General features: G+C 38.7%; 19 protein-coding genes. 13 read left to right on the forward strand and 6 right to left on the reverse strand.

Features of this window, described 5'->3' with window-relative positions; translation table 11 throughout:
• Positions 1-467: 467 nt before the first annotated feature.
• Entirely contained in the window at positions 468-1,073 is a 606-nt protein-coding gene (locus tag ENH88_RS08960) for a type II toxin-antitoxin system HipA family toxin (protein WP_304181790.1), read from the reverse strand.
• Between the two features lie 11 nt (positions 1,074-1,084).
• Entirely contained in the window at positions 1,085-1,384 is a 300-nt protein-coding gene (locus ENH88_RS08965; RefSeq protein ID WP_304181791.1) for a helix-turn-helix domain-containing protein, read from the reverse strand.
• 480 nt (positions 1,385-1,864) lie between these two features.
• On the opposite strand from ENH88_RS08965, the gene ENH88_RS08970 reads away from it, so the two are divergent.
• The 4 genes from ENH88_RS08970 to ENH88_RS08985 all read left to right on the forward strand — a co-directional run bounded on the left by ENH88_RS08970 (position 1,865) and on the right by ENH88_RS08985 (position 5,734).
• Entirely contained in the window at positions 1,865-2,464 is a 600-nt protein-coding gene (locus ENH88_RS08970; protein WP_304181793.1) for a class I SAM-dependent methyltransferase, read from the forward strand.
• Positions 2,461-3,570, forward strand: a complete 1,110-nt coding sequence (locus ENH88_RS08975) for an HNH endonuclease (RefSeq protein ID WP_304181795.1) — start codon at positions 2,461-2,463, stop codon at positions 3,568-3,570. Before ENH88_RS08970 ends, ENH88_RS08975 begins: the two co-directional genes overlap by 4 nt.
• A gap of 433 nt (positions 3,571-4,003) precedes the next feature.
• The gene (locus ENH88_RS08980; RefSeq protein ID WP_304181797.1) at positions 4,004-4,807 is read left to right on the forward strand and encodes a hypothetical protein; all 804 of its coding nucleotides are present in this window, start codon (positions 4,004-4,006) and stop codon (positions 4,805-4,807) included.
• 522 nt (positions 4,808-5,329) lie between these two features.
• Entirely contained in the window at positions 5,330-5,734 is a 405-nt protein-coding gene (locus tag ENH88_RS08985) for a hypothetical protein (RefSeq protein WP_304181799.1), read from the forward strand.
• Positions 5,735-5,744: 10 nt separating this feature from the next.
• On the opposite strand, the gene ENH88_RS08990 is transcribed toward ENH88_RS08985, so the two are convergent.
• Complete coding sequence (locus tag ENH88_RS08990; RefSeq protein ID WP_304181801.1) at positions 5,745-7,322, reverse strand: DNA cytosine methyltransferase; 1,578 nt, start codon at positions 7,320-7,322, stop codon at positions 5,745-5,747.
• 357 nt (positions 7,323-7,679) lie between these two features.
• On the opposite strand from ENH88_RS08990, the gene ENH88_RS08995 reads away from it, so the two are divergent.
• Complete coding sequence (locus ENH88_RS08995) at positions 7,680-9,146, forward strand: MvaI/BcnI family restriction endonuclease (RefSeq protein WP_304181803.1); 1,467 nt, start codon at positions 7,680-7,682, stop codon at positions 9,144-9,146.
• A gap of 392 nt (positions 9,147-9,538) precedes the next feature.
• Here the strand turns inward: ENH88_RS08995 and ENH88_RS09000 are convergent, their stop codons facing one another.
• Positions 9,539-10,195, reverse strand: a complete 657-nt coding sequence (locus ENH88_RS09000; protein WP_304181805.1) for a hypothetical protein — start codon at positions 10,193-10,195, stop codon at positions 9,539-9,541.
• A 408-nt stretch (positions 10,196-10,603) separates the two neighbouring features.
• Here ENH88_RS09000 and ENH88_RS09005 point away from each other — a divergent pair, with 408 nt between their 5' ends.
• From ENH88_RS09005 to ENH88_RS09040, 8 genes are all read left to right on the forward strand, one after another.
• On the forward strand, positions 10,604-11,479 hold the full coding sequence (locus ENH88_RS09005) for a nuclease-related domain-containing protein (RefSeq protein WP_304181807.1): 876 nt from the start codon (positions 10,604-10,606) through the stop codon (positions 11,477-11,479).
• A gap of 134 nt (positions 11,480-11,613) precedes the next feature.
• Entirely contained in the window at positions 11,614-12,165 is a 552-nt protein-coding gene (locus ENH88_RS09010; RefSeq protein ID WP_304181809.1) for a hypothetical protein, read from the forward strand.
• Positions 12,155-12,277: a hypothetical protein gene (locus tag ENH88_RS09015; RefSeq protein WP_304181811.1), complete on the forward strand. Its 123-nt coding sequence runs from the start codon at positions 12,155-12,157 to the stop codon at positions 12,275-12,277. The genes ENH88_RS09010 and ENH88_RS09015 overlap by 11 nt, the downstream gene beginning before the upstream one ends.
• 36 nt (positions 12,278-12,313) lie before the next feature.
• Positions 12,314-12,493: a hypothetical protein gene (locus tag ENH88_RS09020; RefSeq protein ID WP_304181813.1), complete on the forward strand. Its 180-nt coding sequence runs from the start codon at positions 12,314-12,316 to the stop codon at positions 12,491-12,493.
• Between the two features lie 450 nt (positions 12,494-12,943).
• Positions 12,944-14,404 (forward strand): family 43 glycosylhydrolase, encoded by a 1,461-nt coding sequence (locus ENH88_RS09025; RefSeq protein WP_304181815.1) that lies wholly within the window; start codon positions 12,944-12,946, stop codon positions 14,402-14,404.
• A gap of 355 nt (positions 14,405-14,759) precedes the next feature.
• The gene (locus ENH88_RS09030; protein WP_304181817.1) at positions 14,760-15,854 is read left to right on the forward strand and encodes a Fic family protein; all 1,095 of its coding nucleotides are present in this window, start codon (positions 14,760-14,762) and stop codon (positions 15,852-15,854) included.
• Positions 15,855-16,264: 410 nt separating this feature from the next.
• The gene (locus ENH88_RS09035; protein WP_304181818.1) at positions 16,265-16,729 is read left to right on the forward strand and encodes a hypothetical protein; all 465 of its coding nucleotides are present in this window, start codon (positions 16,265-16,267) and stop codon (positions 16,727-16,729) included.
• A gap of 2 nt (positions 16,730-16,731) precedes the next feature.
• Positions 16,732-17,649, forward strand: coding sequence for a histone deacetylase family protein (locus ENH88_RS09040; RefSeq protein ID WP_304181820.1), 918 nt, complete (start codon positions 16,732-16,734; stop codon positions 17,647-17,649).
• A gap of 363 nt (positions 17,650-18,012) precedes the next feature.
• Here ENH88_RS09040 and ENH88_RS09045 read toward each other — a convergent pair whose 3' ends face one another.
• Positions 18,013-18,360 (reverse strand): hypothetical protein, encoded by a 348-nt coding sequence (locus ENH88_RS09045; RefSeq protein WP_304181822.1) that lies wholly within the window; start codon positions 18,358-18,360, stop codon positions 18,013-18,015.
• Positions 18,361-19,386: a hypothetical protein gene (locus ENH88_RS09050; RefSeq protein ID WP_304181823.1), complete on the reverse strand. Its 1,026-nt coding sequence runs from the start codon at positions 19,384-19,386 to the stop codon at positions 18,361-18,363.
• Positions 19,387-19,991 lie beyond the last annotated feature (605 nt).

Genomic DNA, 19,991 nt, shown 5'->3' on the forward strand with positions numbered 1-19,991 from the left:
CTGCAATATCTTCTAGACGAACATCATCACATTGAGATAATGCTTTTTCAACCGCTTGGACTTTAAATTCTTGTGTAAATCGACGTCTCATTTTTATCTGCCTCTATTAAAAGTTAGAGGCGACAACTATCCTGACACAGGGGGTCAGCGCAGCGCCTCTTAACCTCTTTGTGAATAAATCACTTAAAACCAATTTGCACAAAGAGAAGTGAATGAGGGTAAATGAGAAGATAACGGCTTCGAGTTACGAGCAGCGAGCTTGTGCAAACAGCCTAGCGCCTAGTTACTTCCCTAGAACCTAGCCACTTTTTTGCACAAAGAGCAGACAATGAGGGTAAATGAGCAAAACCCTCTAAAAGTGGTAGCAGCGAGTTTACCTCGCGACATATAAACATGCTTCGAGCAATGAGCTACGTGCCGCGAAACATACCTAGCGCCTAGTTACTTCCCTAAAACCTAGCACCTTTCTATTCTATATCTGGTATAACACTTGCTAAGCGTTTTATATCTATATCGTTGATATCAGCAAAGCGCTTAAAGTGACTCGGCCATTGCTGGGTATAGTCTTTCATTTGGCTGATTATTTTTGTCGCTTTTGCCCTCGTTAAACCAAAACGTTTAGCTTGCGATAATAAATTGGCGATACTGGCATATCGGCCATCATCGCCAAGGCCTATACCATGTTGTTTTGAGTTATTGATTGGGGTGATGTCGTAAGCTGGGCTCAAGCGCCATGTTTTATTAGCAAAGTGATACAAAAAAGCATGGTTACGGCTGTGGTCGTCGGTATTGCCAATCAGCGCATTAAACACCATGCGCTTGTAAAGCTCTGTTGCATCATCAGCATACTCACCAGTATGGTGGCGAATAAACTCAGCCAGTTCACCGTAACTGTAGTAAGTTGCTAAATCACTGATCGCCACTTTAGGCTTTTGCAGTAAGCTGTTGGCACTTAAAAAGTGATGAGTTGGTAAACCATTACTTACATCAAACCGTTCAACTAATAGCACATCACCGTTATCAGTTTCATGAACTTGGGTATTTGCACACCGAATACCTAACTCTTTCGCCATACACATAGCACTCAGAAGTCATCGTTAATCACCTGTGTTTTATTGGTTTTACGTTGCCGTGCATTATAGCCACCTACATCAGCAGCTAATTCGTTAATTTCATCGAGCAGTGATCCTTGTAATTGCAACACCACGAGTGCTTCAAATAAAATATCACTTTTAACCACTTCCCCTTGCTCAAGCTTTTGCACGGTAGAGCGCGATACGCCAATCATCTTGGCAAAGGTGCTCTGCGTGTAATGCAAAGTACGGTGTTGGCGAATTAAATCCCCCAAACGCTGCGCCAGTTTTAATGCTTGTTCAGATTTCATAAATGATTACCTATACAGTCATTAGATTGTTAATGATTAGTTTGGCGGTATTTGATGTGTTTGCAAGGTGATTTAAAAAGATCAGCGCCGACATGTCGGCAGCGAGCAAGGTGCATACCTAGCGCCTAGTTACTTTGCTAGAACCTAGCCACTTTTTTTTGCACAAAGAGCAGTGAATGAGAGTAAATGAGCAGACAAAAGCTGCGGGCTTCGAGCGACGAGCAGCCAACACAGCCTAGAGCTGAGTCACTTTCCTAGAACCTAGCTTCTTGTTACTTTTTTAGATCCTAGCCCTTCAACACAAGCTCATAACCAAGACTAATTACCTAGCTGCAAATCAATAATAAGCTATGTGCTTGGTGCTCATCGGAAAACTCTATGTTTTTAATACATTTTCATGTTAGGTTAGGATAAAACTTAATGAAAGCTTAACGCTCTAATCATTAAGTACTATTAATTAACCACGGAGCGGTAGATTTAGTGCCTACTAAAACACTCAGTTACTACAACCAAAACGCACAAAGCTTTAGCGACTCAACAGTTAATGTTGATATGTCGGCGCTTTACGCTGAGTTTTTACCGCTTATTCCTAACCACGGTCATATTTTAGATGCTGGCTGCGGTAGTGCCCGCGATGCAGCCTACTTTAAACAGCAAGGCTTTACCATAAGCGCATTTGACGCAAGTGCTGAACTCGCAAGGTTAGCCAGCAATTACTTACAACAAGCTGTAGAGGTTAAAACTTTTCAACAACTCGATTGTACCAATAAATACGATGGTATTTGGTGTTGCGCCAGCTTATTGCACGTTCCAAAAGTAGAGTTACCGCAGGTGTTTTTAAAACTGCAAAATGCCCTAAAACCAAACGGTGTTTTGTATGTGTCGTTTAAATACGGCATGCAAGAGCGCGAACATAACGGCCGCGAATTTACCGATTTAAACGAAGACGGATTAACTGCGCTCATTACTCATCACACCGAGCTTAAAATAATAAAACAATGGCAAACGGTTGATCAGCGCCCAGAGCGCGAAAATGAAGTGTGGCTCAATGCGCTAATTAAAGCCGTGCCCGTTTTATGATGTCAGCAATGCAGCAACAGCTCGACTTTATTGCCTATATTCAGCGTATGCTGGTGGAAGGTGATTTTAGCGCAACGTACAAGTTTGCCTTGTTGCATGCGTTGGCTGATGTATGTGTTGAGCAACCGCTTATATCTGAGCAAGCAGAGCTGAAAATAGATTTAGCCACCTTGGCCGACAAACTCATTGTTTTATATTGGCACCATGCGGTGCCGTTTGCCTCAGAGCAAACAGGCGAAAGCGCTTTGCTTAAACAAAACACTGGCGCGCAATCTAAAGTAATTTCGGTACTGTATGAGTGCCAGCAAAACAACATTCGTAATTTACGCACGTTAAAACAAAGCTCGCTCTATAAGCCAACCTTTAACGCAGCAATGGCAACACTCAAAAGTGGCCCATTGTGGCGCTTACAAATATTAGCAAAACAAGCCGAATGCTTTTTATATCCGCATACCAACAGCACTAAGTACATCACCTTAAATGCAGGCATCGCCAGTTGCTTTCGGCGCTTTTATGATTTGGTGGTGTATTTGGCTAAAAATGCCTGGCTGCAAAAAATTCAAAGTATTAAGCATAATCAAGCGCTAATTGGCCCACAAAGCCAGCTGCACGACTTTTTGTTCGGCTTTGATCGCAACGCCCTGAGTAAAGCCAAACCTGTGTTAATCGAGCTACAACACGGTAATTGCTTTTATTGCCAACAGCCGTTGAACAATAAAACCGAGGTCGATCACTTTATTCCGTTTGCCCGCTACGCGAACGATCTAGGCCACAACTTTGTGGCAGCGCATAGCAGCTGTAATAACAGTAAACGCGACTTTTTAGCCGCGCAGTTGCACCGCGAACGCTGGCAAGAACAAAACTTAGTAATAAATAGTCAGCATTTAACCCGTGAACTCAGTGATTATTTTAATTGTGATGCTGATAAATCACGTTCGGTAAGTGACTGGGCGTATCAAGTTGCACAGGCGAACAGTGCGAAATTGTGGTTAGCGAAAGATAGTTTTGAACACGCCGCTGGTGTGGGGTCATACCTGCATCAAAAAGAGCAGCCAAGGGTTGAGCTTAGTTTAGTGGCGGAAGAGAAGCCAAGGTATGACGCGTAGGCGGGAGTTTACCTCGCGCTTTGTTTTTGTGGGAACTGGCTTTAGCCGTGATTTTTTGGTTTTAATTGGGATTTCGAAGGGATTAAAAACCTCTATTCGAGGTTTTATCGCGTTGGCGATGGCAACCAAAGAGAGGCTGCCGCCGACCTCTCTCTGGACTCTCTCGGCGCACCCGAGGATCACACTGTGTCCTCAAGTTAAAAATTGATGTGAACGTAATCGCCGTGTATTCGCCATCCATGGCGAAGTCACGGCTTAACTTGCATCCATGCAAGTGATTACTCATCAATTCATAACTTTCGGGTGTGATCACGGGGAGTTGGAGTGTGTAGAAAGATTGGTGTTTATAAATGTAGGCGAGAGTTCAGTTTTATTACACCAATAAATATATGGCTAAATGTTTATACCCATTAATTTGAAAGGAATTTATAAATTGGAACAATTGTATTATATAGCGACAAAGTATTATTTTGCTTTTGAAAGCAGTAAAGGGCTAAATTCTAAAATGAAGTGGAACTGGTTTTTTACAATTTCTCTAGCTGTTATTTTTCTAGGAATGTTTTGTTTAATATATTATTCATTAGCCACAGGCTCTAGCTCTACTCAAAAATTGAGCAGTAGTGCAGGATTAATAATTAGTGAAGTAGCATTTTTACTTTCTTTTACAAGTTTACAAGAAAAGAAAAAGAAACTAATTCTTGAAAAAAATGGCGAAAAAGGAGATGGCAAACGAGCGCTATTTCGTGCTAAGAGAAAGTGGCTTTTAAAAGAAGTAGGCATTAAAAATACAGAGTTTTTTGAAACCGCAGAGCAGTATGAAAAAATGCTTAAATATTATTTTGAAAGAAAAACACCCTATGAGAACTATTGGCAAACGTTCTTTTCTAATTTATTTAGTGATAGCTCAAAGGCAAGAATTTTAAGCTTATTCATTTTTTTAATATCCATTTGTTTTTTATTAGTAATGAAAGGAGTTAGTGATTCAAAGTTGTTTTTCGAACTGCTTGAACCAAATAATTTGATTTCAGGTTTTTTTCTAATTTTACTTTTTTCATTTGGATTGCATGTTTTCATAGAAACCGTAAAAGCTTTAATCCGTCTTATTGGTTTAATCAATTCAATAATTTCTATACGGTTTGAAAATAAACGTTCTGAGTCAGATGAAGTACTGAGAGTTTTTATAAAAGACTTGTTTTTATTGAGCCGGTTGGATAACAGGATCAAAGTGGCTAATTAATTCCCCCTAAAAGTCTAAATATAGTTAACTTTAGTTGTGGGTTTTACCGCTTTGTGAGATTGCTGGCTTGCAAAGCGCAGCTTTTAAATTGTAGGTTGTACTTTAGCGCGACAATATAATTAATTTTGTAGGAACGGGCTTTAGTCGTGATTTTTACATGATTTTGGGAAAGGGATTAAATAACCTCTATTCGAGGTTTTATCGCGTTGGCGATGGCAACCAAAAGGCGGCTGCCGCCGACCGCCCTTTGGAATCCCACGGCGTACCCGAGGATCACACTGTGTCTTCAAGTTAAAAATTGATATGAACGTAAGCGCAGTGTATTCGCCATCCATGACGAAGTCACGGCTTAACTTGCATCCATGCAAGTGATTACTCATCAATTTATAACTTTCGGGTGTGATCAGGGGGGGATTGGAGTTATGAGGATAGGCAATAACCTCTAGCTTATAATCTTATTACGAGTGACTTTGAACCGAGATATTATAACTAGTTTAAAACAATAATTATTAAGGAATAAAAATGGCGATAAAACCGATTATATTTAGTAAATCTTGTATAAAAACATTAACAGCAGTGGAAGCGGATATAAGACGTTCGAACCAGCATGAATTTCAGGGAGTAGCTCCGCTAAAGGATATTTTTGGTTTTAATCGAGTAACTAAGAAGGCTAGTTTTTCCATTCGGGGCGATAGTCGTACTTATATTGTGGATTTGACATGGTATGATGCTAGAGAAGGAAATCCAAATCGTTCTGCAGAATATAGATTATATTTTCAAAGCTCGCCTGTTATGGAGGCGGCTAAAGAGGGTGATGTAATAGCAATTGGGTATGACAATAATAATAATATTCACTGTGAACTTATTCAAAGCAATAGAGGTACACATAAGCCTACGCAATGGCAAATTTCTCAAGGTATAGCATAGCTTCATTGCACTATAAGCGTTCAGTTAACTTGACTAAGCAAGCACCTAATTTTTGGCCTAACAGTGGAGGCACTGCGTTGCCAACTTGGGTGTACTGCGGAACTTCGAATTTACGCATCTGGCCTCCTGTAGTGACTTTTGAGCGGAATTCAAATTGATCTGGGAATGATTGAATTCGGGCCATTTCTCTTACAGTCAGAACTCGTAGCTCATTCTTATCATAGTGGCAAGCATCATCAGGGATTGAGAGTGCAGCAGGTGCAGGTGCATTTGCAATTAAAGCTTTTTGAGTCTGTTTTTTAGTTGGGTGCCCTAAAAGATATTGAACCAGATCAAATTTATTTTTAAATTTAACCAATTTATTTTGCTGATTTAAAAACTCTTTATTGAGTAATAAAGCTGCGCTCTCGTTACTTAAGGTCGCTTCACCATTTTTAAGAATGTTAAATACGTCCTTTGTTACTTGTTTTTTATCAATATCTTGAAGTATTTGGTAAACTCTAAAACGTCTTTTTACAATATCGCTGTTTACCCTTAGTTCATGATTTTTTAGCTCAGCTACATTACCCAACACACCTGAAAAGTGGGTATTTAATTCATTAATATAAGCAGATGTTTCTGAAGGATTGATCAGTTTTAGATCATCAAGCGCATCTTTAACTGTTGCGGTATTGTCAGCAATTAAAGAGCTAAGAAAGCTATCTTTAAAAAGCTTAAAATGTTCTACATTTGTTATGTCAAAATAGGGCAGATCACCAAATTTTACACTATTAATGTTCTTTTTAGCTTTTTTGAAAAAGCTAAGTGATTGTTTAAATAACTTTGTTTCAGCGTCATTTAAATGTTTAAGCTTTTCAAAATAGTCCTCACGTATTGCAATCATGATAAAGCGAGGCCGGTTTTGAGCTATTCCGGCAAACCTAGCATTAATATGTAAACAAAGCGGAATGTAACCTTTAGTTGCAAATACTTTTGCAACTTCATACCACGCATGGAACTGGTTTCCTTCTTCATCCTTAAAAGCGCGTAAGATACCTGTTACGTTTTCGAGCATTGCAATTTTTGGGCGAACTAGAGATACGAAGGTGGCAAATTCCCAAGGCAAAGTATTTTTATCACAATTTTTTTTACGCATACCCGCCATACTAAAACTTTGGCATGGTGGTCCGCCAGAGACAAGATCTAACTCACCTTTACCAAATGAACTATGAAGTTCGTTGCATAGCTCTGAATTTGCTTCTAATAATTTATTAAGTTCAACGATGCTGCCAACAATAAGTTTATTTTGAATATTTTTTAAGTCATCAGGTAAATCAGAAAATCCATCTTTGTTTTTGAACTCAGGAAAGCTCAAGGGGTTCTCTCTCAATCTAGGTTTTAAATCTTTATAATTACTGTTTAACCACAGTGTATTTTGTGGCATTAAACCACCTTCAGCTAACTGCGCTAAATCCTCGTTAAAAAAATTATAAGCAAAAGTTTCAGCCGCCATAGGTGAGAGCTCATTAGCAAGTACAGTCTTAAAACCTACACTTTCTAGTCCTAATGTTAAGCCACCACAGCCCGCAAACAATTCAATATGATTCAAAACACACCAAGTAATAAATGAAAACCATCGAATTTTACTGTAATCGTTCTTAAAAGTCCAGGTAAGAATTAATTATTTTATGTATTGACTTAAGAGCTTGAAAAGAATAACTTAATTAAAGGCTTATGAGAGTAGCCTTCCTTCCTGAAAAGACCCTTTGTGTCCACTCTGTAGATAAAGTTGTGAATTCGCAGCTAGATTTACAGTGTTCGGACTGAAATCAATGAATGACTTTAACTACATATATTTTTCGGCACGGGAAGTGCCATCCTGATTATAGGAAAAGCATTTAGCATTACCCATTTAATCTAAATTTATTCTAGCTGCGATGAATTCCAAACCTTTGGACCATCGAAAATGATAAATGAAAAACGACTCAAACAAGAAGCAAAGCTTTTAAAAAAAAATAATGACAGTTTAAACCAAGCACAAGCACTAGATATTGTTGCTCGTAAGTATGGATATTCCAGTTGGCCTGATGTTTCAAAAGAGTTAAAAAAACAAGCAGTAGAAGGTATTCCGTTACCGAGTATTTCTACAAACTTCGTTGAATATAATGAAGTTGAAATGTCAGATAAGGATTATGAGGTTTATGATCAAGAAAGGGCTAGTGACTTACAGCTAGAGCAAAAACTATTGCTGAGAAGTAATACAGTTGCTTTGACCAAGCTAGGTGTAGAGTTTTCTCTTTTTGAGCCTACGCAAACAGGTTTGAATAAATCTATTCTGGATGCAACTCAATCAGTAAGAGATCATTTTGAGTTAGAGGAGTTTCATTATTACTTCCAACAAGAGCAAGGAGTTATAAGAAAAGAAGTTAGCTACTTAGTTAATCCGAATGAAATCAAAGAAATTGTTGGAAGCTTTTACCGTCCTAAAACTAAGCAGGGTGATCCAAGAATGTGGTATAGGCAATTACCTAAGTTTGCCACTGCAGGTGATCAAATTGCCATTGTTATATATCAAGGCTCACCACATTTAATTAACTTAAGTCGAATTGATTTAGAGGTTGAACTACAGAACCCTTATAGCCAAATTTATAAATTAATAACAAACTACATAAACAAAGAGTTCTCTTATTCAGCAGAGCTACTTAATAAAATAAAAGAATTAGCTATAAAGCCTTTCAAAGCACAGCGAAGTGGTGATACAGCAATAGGTTATACACTAGAGACTTTACTTGGTATTGATGCAAATTCATCAAAAGATCCGGATTACCATGGTATCGAAATAAAGTCTGGTAGAGGAGGTAAAAACCGGACAACCTTGTTTGCCCAAGTTTCTGATTGGAATTTAAGCCCTTGTGGTTGCAAGGAAGTTGATTTTACTAAAGGCTCTAGTGCAAAAATTTTAGATAGATACGGCTATGAAAGAGAAGATGATTTTAAATTGTACTGCACAGTCAGTACTCAACGTCAAAACTCTCAAGGGCTACATTTTATATTCAATAAGCAAAAAGACCAGCTTGAGGAATGGTATCGAAATGAAGAGTTAGTAGCTGTTTGGCCTGCTAAGCTTTTGAAAAAAAGGCTAATTGAAAAACATTCAGAAACATTTTGGGTGCAAGCTAAAAGCTTTAAAGAAAGTGGTGAAGAATTTTTTCAACTAGAAAGAATAGTTCACACTAAAGCACCTGTTTTGAGTCAGCTAATACCATTGATTTGCTCAGGCGTCATTACAATGGATCATCTGATAAAACGTTCTGGTAAAACTGGTCGCGTTACAGAAAAGGGACCGCTATTTAAAATAGATAAAAGAAACCTAGAACTACTTTTTCCTGAGCCGATTGAGATTAATTTGAAGAATGAAATTCATAATGTTTAGTAGGGGGTAGATTAACATGTCGCTGCTAAGACAATTTCCCCATGATCACATCCGAAATTGAATTAATGATGAGTAATTTACAGCATGGATGCGCGTTAAGTGATGCTTACACACGGACGTGTTTCATCGCGTTTACGTTCATATCATTAATTTAGATTGAGGAGGCCGTGTGATCCTAGGGGCGCCGTGGGTGACGAGTGACCGAAACGAAGTTTCGCAGCGCGAGGAAGTGGAAGCATGGATGCTGACAGGAACCCAGCTTCAGGGATGAATTACTTGCAGCAGAGTCAACTTTGAAAATCGATCGCCCCTTGGTTGCCGTCGCCAACGCGACATAACTAGAAATTCGAATATTGTCGGTATGCTCAAAGCTTACAAAATTAATTGCATGACTATAGGTTATTCTTTCGCCAAGCTAGAGCTTTACTTTTAACTTCAGCTGTAAAACCCATACGGGTTTTATTAATTATTATATTGTCTGAACCATGGGATGATTTTAATCCCCATAGATGGGCTGAACGACACATAAGAAGCAAAATCTCACCCTTCTTAGCCTTAGGTATTAGATGTTCTCTGAGAAACTGTTGTGCTACCCAAGAGCTTGGTAAGCAATTTGCGATACTTGCTAAATTATCCATATTTTCAGATGCATAGGGTATTAAATTTATCACAGCCATTTGATGGCTGACCAGCTCTAACCTTTGCTCCTTATTAATATCAGGGAACAAGCTATTAGCTTTTTGCTCAAACCATTTTCCCCAGCCATTCAACTTATAAGGATACTTTTCAGTTCCTTTTAATTGATTCATGAGTACATCGACATTTTCTTTGCACTTTATTGTATCGATTGATGGAGAGTTAATACTTGGGTTTGCATAACAAAGTACTATTTTGGCACTTTTAATAGGACCCCAATAAGGACCGGGAGGGAAGTTAAAATTAATATCTCCTTTGATATCATCTTCAAGCTCTTTCAAAACAACTAGATCGTCAGGATGTTTATAACCTGAAGTTTGTTTCATTCTGTCCCAATATTGAAATATGTCCATATCTGAATTTCCTTAAATTAAAGAGTTTTGGTATTTAGTACGATCTAATATTTCTTCGTAAATCTAGTAGGGCATAGTTCAATTCAATATACATAACTCTTGGTGTATCGACAAATTTTGCTTAAAGGCTGCTGCTAAGACAATTCCCCCGTCATTTTGCCCGAAAAGACTCAATTGATGAGTAATTGATTGCATGGATGCAATCAAAGCCGTGACTGGCACATGGATGTGCCTTACACGGCGTTTACGTTCATATCAATTTCGGTTTTGAGGAAATAGCAAAATGCTCTGGGCGCCGAGAGATTCCAAAGAGAAGTCGGCGGTTACTTCTCTTTGGTTGCCGTCGCCAACGCGACATGTAACTGTTTTTAATGTATAAAGAATGAGTTGTTATTACAGGAACTCATCATGGATGATTTATTAAATCAAGGCCTCAGCCTTTTAGTTATTGTTGGTAGTGTTTACTCATTACTCGGTGTTTTGTTTTTCCGTATTTGGTCACATCAACGCAGTGCTAAACTTCCTATCGAACGTCATAAATTAAAACGTGCTGCCGCACAAACGCTCAACGAACAAGTTAACGATAAAATTGTTGATGTCATAGGCTTAATTTTCTTGTCCGTTTTGATAGTAACAATGCCTTTTGCTATCAAAGGCATTGCTGAAATGTTTGCCAGTGGTAAGTTTAATTACTTCTTAATTATTATGATCTTGCTAGGTTTAGTTTATGTGGCTAGAAAGCTCTGGCTTAAATCTAACTATCTCATAAAGCTAAAACTTGGCCGTGATGCTGAACTTGCTGTTGCCTCTGAGCTGATAGAATTACAGTCACACGGTTATCAGGTATTTCATGATATACAAGCAGATGGTTTTAACATTGATCATTTAGTCGTGGGGCCTAATGGTATTTTTGCTATTGAAACTAAAGGCAGACACAAGCGAATAAAAGACGATGCAAATTACAAAGTCAAATTTGAGAATAATCATCTAGCATTTCCCTCTTGGTTTGAAAGTAAGCCGTTAGAGCAAACTCAAAATCAAGCAAACTGGGTGAATAAATGGTTATATGAATCAACCGGTTTTAACACGCAGGTTATGCCTGTTTTGTGCTTTCCTGGTTGGTTTGTCGAACTAAAACAGCGGCCACTCTTTCCAATTGTTTCGCATAAACAAATAGTGAAAACGATTCTTTCGATGCGACAAGTAAATTTAAACCAAGAACAACAACGTGCAATTTGTTATCAAGTGGTTCAGCGCTCACTGCATGAAAGTAAAGCAATTTAAAAGCTGCACTTTTCACGCCAGCAAGCTAAGCGTATTAAGGTTATGGCGTAATTGCATATATTGTATGGGGTGTTGCTGCGCATAAAAAAACAGATACCATCAAAATAGGAACGTATTTAATTTAAAGGATATAAATGAAAATAATCTACCTCTCTTTTTTAGCTCTATGCTCGCTTCATGTAAATGCAGCTATTTTAGATTGCGACTTACAGGGTAAAGATCGCACTATTTATCAATTAGTAAAGCCAATAGCACCCTTCGATAGCTGTAAAAAAGCCGTTGATAATGAAGGCAATATCGTGGGCTATAAATTAAAGAAAGAGGGTTCTTATATTGATATTTCATTTGAAGATGAAAACTTCACGCATGAAGAGCACTTCTTTGTTTCAGGTAATAAATTGACAGTGAAAGAACTCCTTTTATCTATATACACACCTTATGGTGAACCTGAAAACGAATATATAAAAGCCCAAAGAAAGAACCTTTTAAAATCAACTACTAGTGGTATTAAATATGATAAAGGTGGGGTTTACTTCTTTGATTTAGAAATAAAAAACTCAGCTTACAAAAACTATGTTGCTTATATTGAAGAAGGTAAACCTAACGAGTTTATTGGTATAGGAACTGACGGAAGCAAAGAATTGCTGATAAAAATAATGTTTAACAAAGGAATGGATGATGTCTAAAAAATATGAAGATATTGATGACAAGGACGTAAAAAAGATCTTAGAGGTGTTTTTTAGTAAAGGCACAGCTAGCCAAATAGAGATTAACGATAAAGTGATTGAGTTAGTTTGAGAAATGTTAGCCTCATCAAAAGAGTGTACTAAGGCCATGAACTTTGTTCCAAGACCACAAGGATTAGCGGCATCTCCTATGTATGTCGCTAAAGAACTAGCCAAAATAGCGTATAGGTTATCCGCTGATAAAGATGATTCTGTTTACCACGTATGTAAGGTGTTTTCTGCAAGAGGTTATGCTACAAAAATTAAATTAGCAGGCATGGATTTGTAAAATTTAATTAAAAACCAAAGCGCGAGGTAAACTCCCGCCTACGGCACGACCTACATTTTAAAAGCTGCGCTTTTCGCGTCAGCAAGCTAACGCCTACGGTGGTAAAGTTGCTAGGTTTTAGGGAAGTGACTAGCTGCTAGGGTTTTCCGATAGCCTTTTGTTTCTTATTTACTTCTCTTTGCGCCTGTAACAAATTTAAATGCTGTTGTTATGGCAATTCCTCCGTCACTTTCCAAAAACTCAACTGATAGTAATAGCCGTGCATGGATAAAATCTTGGTCGCGAACTCGGTTATATTCTGTCTTGTTAGTAATTTAATAGTTTTATAATATAAAATTAACATTTTGCTGTGTTTTGACTATAGTAAGGCTTGGCACGTACAGGCTTGTTCGTGCTTACAACATTAAACTACACACAATAAGGTTTAACCTATTTATAAGGACTCATTAAATGTTTATAAGATTTAAACCACTACTAGCATGCTTGCTCTTTATGTTAGTAAGTACTGTAACGAGTGCTGCTGTTAATCTACAGGGCACCACCGATATTCATGACCCTTCAACAATTATTCGCGAAGACGGTGTTTACTGGACTTTTGGTACAGGCACTGGAGCTAGCGGATTACCCATAAATGCACTTTATTCTACCGATATGGTTAACTGGCAGCGAGGTCCGTCACCTATCGCGCCTAATACATACCCAAGTTGGATCAACAGTAAAGTCCCTGGTTTTGATGGTAATTTTTGGGCTCCTGACATAATTGAGATGAAGGGTAAATACTATCTGTATTACTCTGCTTTTTCAGCAAGCCAAGGTATGCACTCAGCTATTGGTGTTATGGTCACCGATTCACTTAATAATCCTAATTGGCAAGATTTAGGTATGTTAGTGTCGACTAATGACGACCCTGTTTCGTCTGCTGGGTTTGCGGTAAATGCGATTGATGCAGGTGTGTATCGTGACACTGCGGGCAAAGTATGGATGATTTATGGATCTCACTATGCGGGTATTTTTATCAGGCAGCTTAACCCTGATAACGGTAAGCTTATGAATAATACACGTTACCCAGCTGTAGGCAGTGGTGGCGATTGGAATGAGTTTGAAGCTGCACAAGTACAGTACATTAATGGTTATTATTATCTTTTTGCTAACCTAGCAGATTGCTGTAAAGGTAAAGAGAGTGATTATTATATTGTTATGGGTCGCTCGACTTCACCTACAGGACCTTTCCTTGATAAGAACAATGTTGATATGTGGAACTACGGCGGCAGCACCGTATTATCAACAGAAGGTATCTACATCGGCCCAGGCCATTTTGGTTACCTGCGCCACGGCGAACAAGATTTAGCGACAATCCATTATTATGATGGCAATTCTCCTACGGGTTGGCCTGCACGTTTAGATGTACTAAAAATTCAATTTGGCAATGATGGCTGGCCATACTTTTCTCGCAACCTTAATTTAGGCAACGATACGCGTCTGCGCGATGGCCGTGTAAGTATTACCTCTGTACTCAGTGGTAAAGCGTTAGAGGTGAGTAATGCTGGGCTTAGTGATGGCGATAACCTTGTGCAATGGGGATATTGGGGCGGTACTAATCAGCAATGGGATATTGTTCATGTAGGTGGCGGCTATTACAGCATTACCAATGTAGCTAGCGGCAAGTCAATTGATGTATATGATTGGAGCGAAGACAATGGCGGCAATATTGTGCAGTGGGCTCTTTGGGGTGGCGAAGGTCAACGTTGGTTAATGCAATATACTGGTAATGGCCATTATGCATTAAGAAGCGCATGGAGCGGCTTGGCCCTTGATGTATTTGATATGGGCACCGAAGATGGCGCAAATATAGTGCAGTGGGAATACTGGGGTGGTGAAGGCCAGCAATGGAATATTAACTATCTAGACTAGTTTTTAGTAATAACAACCGCAATAAATATTGCCGTTGTTATTTTTAAACTAACCAGTTATTAATTTTGGTAACGCTATTGTTAGCTTTAGACATCGCTCATATGCAAATTGGTTTTAAAATAATCACAGCCCACAAGATATAGGTGCTAGGACTGTAAAAGATATTAGGTTTTAGCGGCTAGGTGCTCTAGGTTAAAGGGAAAGGGCCTAGGTTGTAGGGAATTGACTAGGTGCTAGGATGTTTACACAATCTCGCTAACTCACACAATGAGGCAATTAAGCTGGCTATTCGCCTCATTGTGCGAGGCGAATAGTTGTCATATACTGGTCTTAATTAATCTTGAGGTGAATAATAATGTGGATATGGCAGCAGCAAAACTGGCCTGATTTTAGTTGGGATCAACAAGCATTGGCGCCGATTTTGCGTGAACTCACTTATAACCAAGGGCTGTTAATGGGGCAAATGGGCTTGCAAAACGTTAAATTAAAGCAGCAAGCGCTTGATACCCTACTCGCTAATATTATTCATTCAAGTGCAATTGAGGGGGAGAAGCTTAACGCATTTTCTGTACGCTCGTCACTTGCTAAAAAACTCCACATTGATGAGCAGCCTTATCCAACTACAGTGCAAAGTGATAACCTTGCTGAAATGATGTTAGATGCAATTAATAATACCCATACTCCACTTGATTTAGAGCGAGTACTTAATTGGCATCGTTTATTGTTTGCCGGTGAACAGAGTTTATTTACGCAAATAGAAGGTGGCCAATTACGTGGTAATGAGCCAATGCAAGTGGTGTCGGGACGATTAGATAAACCGGTATTACATTTTACAGCGCCACCTAGAGAGCGGATTGAAAGTGAGCTATCGGTTTTTTTTAATTGGTTTAACAGCAGTCATAATGACATAACGCTAGATCCTTTTATTCGCGCAGCTATCGCACACTTATGGTTTGTAACTTTACATCCACTTGAGGATGGTAATGGGCGTATTACGCGACTTATTACTGACTTAGCACTGGCGCAAGAGCATGCCGAGGCAATCCGGTTTTATGCGATGTCGGTGGCTATTTTAAAGGACAGAAAAAGCTATTACGAAGTACTTGAAGAGACCCAACGCGGCGATCTTTGCATTACGCAGTGGATCTGCTGGTTTTTGGGCACGCTTAATAAAGCATTACAGCATACGCTAAAAAATATTGAGCAAACAGTTTTTAAAAGTAACTATTGGCTTAGTAAAGACCAAACAAAGCTAAATGAACAACAAGTAAAAGTGCTTAATAAATTACTTGATGGTCAATTTGAGCACGGTATAAGTGCTAGCCAATATCAAAAAGTGGCTAAGGTGAGCCGCGCTACCGCTACGCGCCATTTAGCTGATTTGCAGAGGTTGGGGTTTATTGCAAAAACTGCAGCTGGGGGGCGAAGTACACGTTATGCTGTAACGTAATCACACAGTGAGGCAATTAAGTGAATTTATTGCCTCATTTAGTGAGGCGAATAATAATTATAAGTGCTGTGTTAAAAATGCAAATTGAAAAGTTTGTGTTAGTAATGACTCTATGGCTGTGTTTATGGGGATACGTTGCCATTAACCCTTTGTTTTGGGTCAACGGTTATAAACCCAAGCGCGATATAAAATCGCATCTACCTATTCAAAAGCTGCGCTTTTCGCGTCAGCAAGCTTAACGCCTACAGTAAATTTGAACGCTGCTGACAAGTTAATCCCTCGTTACTTTGCCCTAAAACTCAATTGATGAGTAATAGATTGCATGGCGGAATTTAATTTTCTCATTGATTTTTAGTCTTTAAATATATACATTGAACCTAAATTAGGAAATATAAAAAAGGATTTTTGCTATGTTGAAAGTACATGTTTGGCTACCTCATGGTAATATGGTTGGCCATGCCTCAATCTCATTTGGCACAACTTATATTAGTTTTTGGCCGGCAGATGGCGCTGGTAAAAAAGATTTAAAAATAAAACGACGCCAGCCAGGGCATTTTATGCAGGCTCTTGAACTCGACATTGAGAGTGAAGGTAACCGTCGCCCACTAACTGTTACCATTCCAGATGCTAATACAGATGCCTTGGAAGATTATGTGGTTTCTTTGATGGAGAATATACCACAATACCAACTCGCCAAATTTAATTGCTCAAATGTTGTGGCTGATTGTTTAAAAGTAGCTTGTAATAAAGAACCCAGTTTTAAACCAAATGCAGCTGCATATGGCAAATTAGCAAGAGCACTAGGAACGGGTATCTGGACACCTCATGAAGTATTACGTTACGCTAAGGAACTTGCTGATACGGAAAACGCATAAACATGAAAGTTATTTATGAACCACGCTTTAACTATCAATTAGGGGTACTGAAGTACTTACACCCATTTGATGGTGAAAAGTTTGCTAAAGTCGTATCTGAATTAGGTGAATTAGAGATTGAAATAGTTCAACCTGCCGGCCCTATTTCTACCGAGGTTATTAATGAATATCTCAATGAATTAATGAGAAAGTTGGTTTTGAGTAAAACGCTTGTTTTACGTGCACTTGAAGTTCCAAAAATTCCTTTTGTTGGCTTTGATTTTCTAGATAAAAAAATTCTGACACCTATGCGTTTGGCTGTTGCTGGTACTTTATTGGGGGCTGAAAAAGCCTTGGAGTCTGGTGAGATTATGTGGAACTTATCCGGCGGCTTTCATCATGCTAGTAATTTAAATATGGAAGGTTTTTGTATTTATAATGATATTGGTATTAGCTATCAACAATTGCGAAAGAATGGCCAATTAAGTGAGACAGATAAAGTATTAATTATCGACGTCGATGCTCATCATGGTAACGGTAATGCGTACTCATTCAAAGACAACGAAAATGTACATTTATTGGATGTATATAATGAGGATATTTACCCGACCTCACAATTTACTCGTAACAGAGTAAACTTTCCGGTTCCGTTAAAAAGTGGTGTAGAAGGCTGCGAATATTTAGAAAAGTTAACCCAAGCGCTTGAGTTAATAACGGGTAATTATGCTTTGGCCTTTGTTATAGCAGGGACCGATGTATTGGCTGTTGATAAATTAGGTGGTTTTAAGCTTAACGTAGAAGATGTTGCTAAGCGTGAAAAAATCATACTGTCTCACTTAAAAACGCTTGAAATACCAACAGTGGTTACCGGTGGCGGCGGATATTCAAAACAAAGTGCTTCTGCCATAGCGGCTGCAATTAAGGCATGCTCAACATTATAAGCTTACCCATTAAAAATATAATAAAATCAAGGCCGGATATAAGCTCCCGCCTATAATTTAAAAGCTGCGCTTTTATACTCCGAAAACAATGTGTCATGTGAATTTAATTTACTATTAGCTATTTTGAAGATAGGTAATTATACAAAGACACACTACTGTTCCTGCCACTGAAATAGAGTGAATTGCGCCAATTATTTTATCAACAGGTCTTGCATGTTTAGCTACAAAACGCCCATCAAACATCGGAGTGGGTATGCGGGAGCGTTCAAAAAACATCGCAAAGATATAAAATGACACACTAGCGCCAATGTCTTTATCCCAAGTTGGGGGTTTTGCACTGCACTATCTTTCTCCATATTTTTATTAATAAAAGCTTTTAAATAAAGTAATAATGCAGAGGCAAATTATCATTCCTGTCACTGAAATAAAATGGACTGCCGCTATTACTCTATCAATAGGCCGCGCATGTTTAGCTACAAAGCGGGCATCAAATAGCGTGTTTTTAATCCTATACTTACTAAAAAGCATTGCAAATACATAAAATGAAGCACTCGCTCCAATCCCTCGGTCCCAACTAGGTGGATACACGCCATCTTTTTCCATTTGTATATTTATATGTTTAATTGACATTCTTGAAAGCAAAAGAGATGAAATAAAAAAGCTAAAAAGAAAAGTTAAGAACAAGTAAGTTAATATAGGTGCTAGATCCATCTATAAAATACCCGTATGAATAGGTTTGCGATCATAAATATTCTCAGTCGTCTTTTTAACTAAGGTATTGGTTCCAATACTCATGACAAATCCGGCTACAAGGCCTAATCCAATAGCAACAACCCAACCAAAGGGTGTTAACATTAGAAGTGTACTTGCGGCTAAATGTGTTGTTATAAAAGTACCAGTTGCTATCCCTACTGTTGTTGACGCCCCAAAACTAGCTAATTCAGCTGATAAGCTTCTTTGCCAGTCGTCACCATTTCTATAATCGCTGTAAACTGAATTAGCTCTAAAAACACCATCGAGTAAGATCATGCCATTACCAAGCCAACGGCCTGTGTTTTCAATGTATTTAATTTTTTTAAATTCTGCGGTGCTGCTTATATCTAGTTTAGTTGAGTGTCTGGCACTTTTTGCTATGTGAACACCACGATTAGGGTTAGACCAAACAGTGCCTCTTCGACTTGCACGGTTAGTATTCATAAAACGTTGTAATTCAGCTTGATATTTAACTTGCAGCTCTTTAAATATAGCAAGCGCTTTTTGCTCTAAAGCGACCATGTGGTATTTGGGTGTGCCTGACTTATGTGCAGCTCGTATGTCTTTTAAAGCTACTTCATATTTAGACGCTAAAGCGACAAACTTTGAGCTGCGGGCTTGAACTGATGTAGCACCAGAGCCGACAAGGCCATGTGTGTTGTTTGCTAAAAAGGGTATAACTTGGGCTTGAAAGTCTGAAATTGCCAGCAATGTTTCGCTGCCAAAATCACGCAGCATACCTGCTATATTTCGTCTGGATTGTGCTGGTAGAAGCGAAAATTGATTGAGTATATTTTTTTGTTCAATTGAGGGGGCATTCAAGGGGGTTGAGTATTCCTTTCGCCAAATATAAGGTGTTCCAGAAGTTATTACTTCATTTTTTATATGGCTATTGTCTTTTGAGAAAGTATCTTTTTCGTCAGTTTTGCATTGAACTGCTTTTTTTGTCACTGGATCAAAACAAATAACTATATCTATCGCCACGGTAATTCCTTTTACGTTGATGGGTACGCTGTGATAATAAAGCGCACAGTAATTTTAGTCAAATACATGAACTCATTAAAGTGATAGTTTAAGGTTGCTTTGTGATCTAGCTTTTTTTTGCCATTTTGCCCGAAAAGGCTCAATTGATGGGTAATTGATTGCATGGATGCAAGTTCAGCCGTGACTTCGCCATGGGTGAAAAACGCAGTTTTGAACGAGAGGGTATGGATACCCGAACTGGGGAGCGTACATGGATGTGCAAGTTGGGCGAATACACGACGTTTACGTTCATATTAATTGTGGCTTTGAGGAAATAGCAAAATGCTCGGGGCGCCGTGGGTGGCGAGTGACCGAAACGAAGTTTCGCAGCGCGAGGAAGTGGAAGCATGGATGCTGACAGGAACCCAGTTTCAGGGATGAATTACTTGCAGCAGACTCAACTTTGAAAATCGATCGCCCCTTGGTTGCCGCCAGCAATCTGGCAAATACCTCGAATGAGGAATTTACAAAACTTGCAATTAAAAACCAAAGCGCGAGATACACTCCCGCTACAATTCAAAAACTTCGCTTTTCGCGTTAGCAAGCTTAACGCCTACGGTAGTAAA

This window comes from Pseudoalteromonas prydzensis (assembly GCF_011050055.1).
Classification (GTDB): domain Bacteria; phylum Pseudomonadota; class Gammaproteobacteria; order Enterobacterales; family Alteromonadaceae; genus Pseudoalteromonas; species Pseudoalteromonas prydzensis_A.

Excerpts from the sequence above, each read along its gene's own strand:
- ENH88_RS08960 (WP_304181790.1), bottom strand. The coding sequence starts at position 1,073 with ATGGCGAAAGAGTTAGGTATTCGGTGTGCAAATACCCAAGTTCATGAA.
- ENH88_RS08965 (WP_304181791.1), bottom strand. The coding sequence starts at position 1,384 with ATGAAATCTGAACAAGCATTAAAACTGGCGCAGCGTTTGGGGGATTTA.
- ENH88_RS08975 (WP_304181795.1), top strand. The coding sequence starts at position 2,461 with ATGATGTCAGCAATGCAGCAACAGCTCGACTTTATTGCCTATATTCAG.
- ENH88_RS08985 (WP_304181799.1), top strand. The coding sequence starts at position 5,330 with ATGGCGATAAAACCGATTATATTTAGTAAATCTTGTATAAAAACATTA.
- ENH88_RS08995 (WP_304181803.1), top strand. The coding sequence starts at position 7,680 with ATGATAAATGAAAAACGACTCAAACAAGAAGCAAAGCTTTTAAAAAAA.
- ENH88_RS09000 (WP_304181805.1), bottom strand. The coding sequence starts at position 10,195 with ATGGACATATTTCAATATTGGGACAGAATGAAACAAACTTCAGGTTAT.
- ENH88_RS09005 (WP_304181807.1), top strand. The coding sequence starts at position 10,604 with ATGGATGATTTATTAAATCAAGGCCTCAGCCTTTTAGTTATTGTTGGT.
- ENH88_RS09010 (WP_304181809.1), top strand. The coding sequence starts at position 11,614 with ATGAAAATAATCTACCTCTCTTTTTTAGCTCTATGCTCGCTTCATGTA.
- ENH88_RS09015 (WP_304181811.1), top strand. The coding sequence starts at position 12,155 with ATGATGTCTAAAAAATATGAAGATATTGATGACAAGGACGTAAAAAAG.
- ENH88_RS09020 (WP_304181813.1), top strand. The coding sequence starts at position 12,314 with ATGAACTTTGTTCCAAGACCACAAGGATTAGCGGCATCTCCTATGTAT.
- ENH88_RS09025 (WP_304181815.1), top strand. The coding sequence starts at position 12,944 with ATGTTTATAAGATTTAAACCACTACTAGCATGCTTGCTCTTTATGTTA.
- ENH88_RS09030 (WP_304181817.1), top strand. The coding sequence starts at position 14,760 with ATGTGGATATGGCAGCAGCAAAACTGGCCTGATTTTAGTTGGGATCAA.
- ENH88_RS09035 (WP_304181818.1), top strand. The coding sequence starts at position 16,265 with ATGTTGAAAGTACATGTTTGGCTACCTCATGGTAATATGGTTGGCCAT.
- ENH88_RS09040 (WP_304181820.1), top strand. The coding sequence starts at position 16,732 with ATGAAAGTTATTTATGAACCACGCTTTAACTATCAATTAGGGGTACTG.
- ENH88_RS09045 (WP_304181822.1), bottom strand. The coding sequence starts at position 18,360 with ATGGATCTAGCACCTATATTAACTTACTTGTTCTTAACTTTTCTTTTT.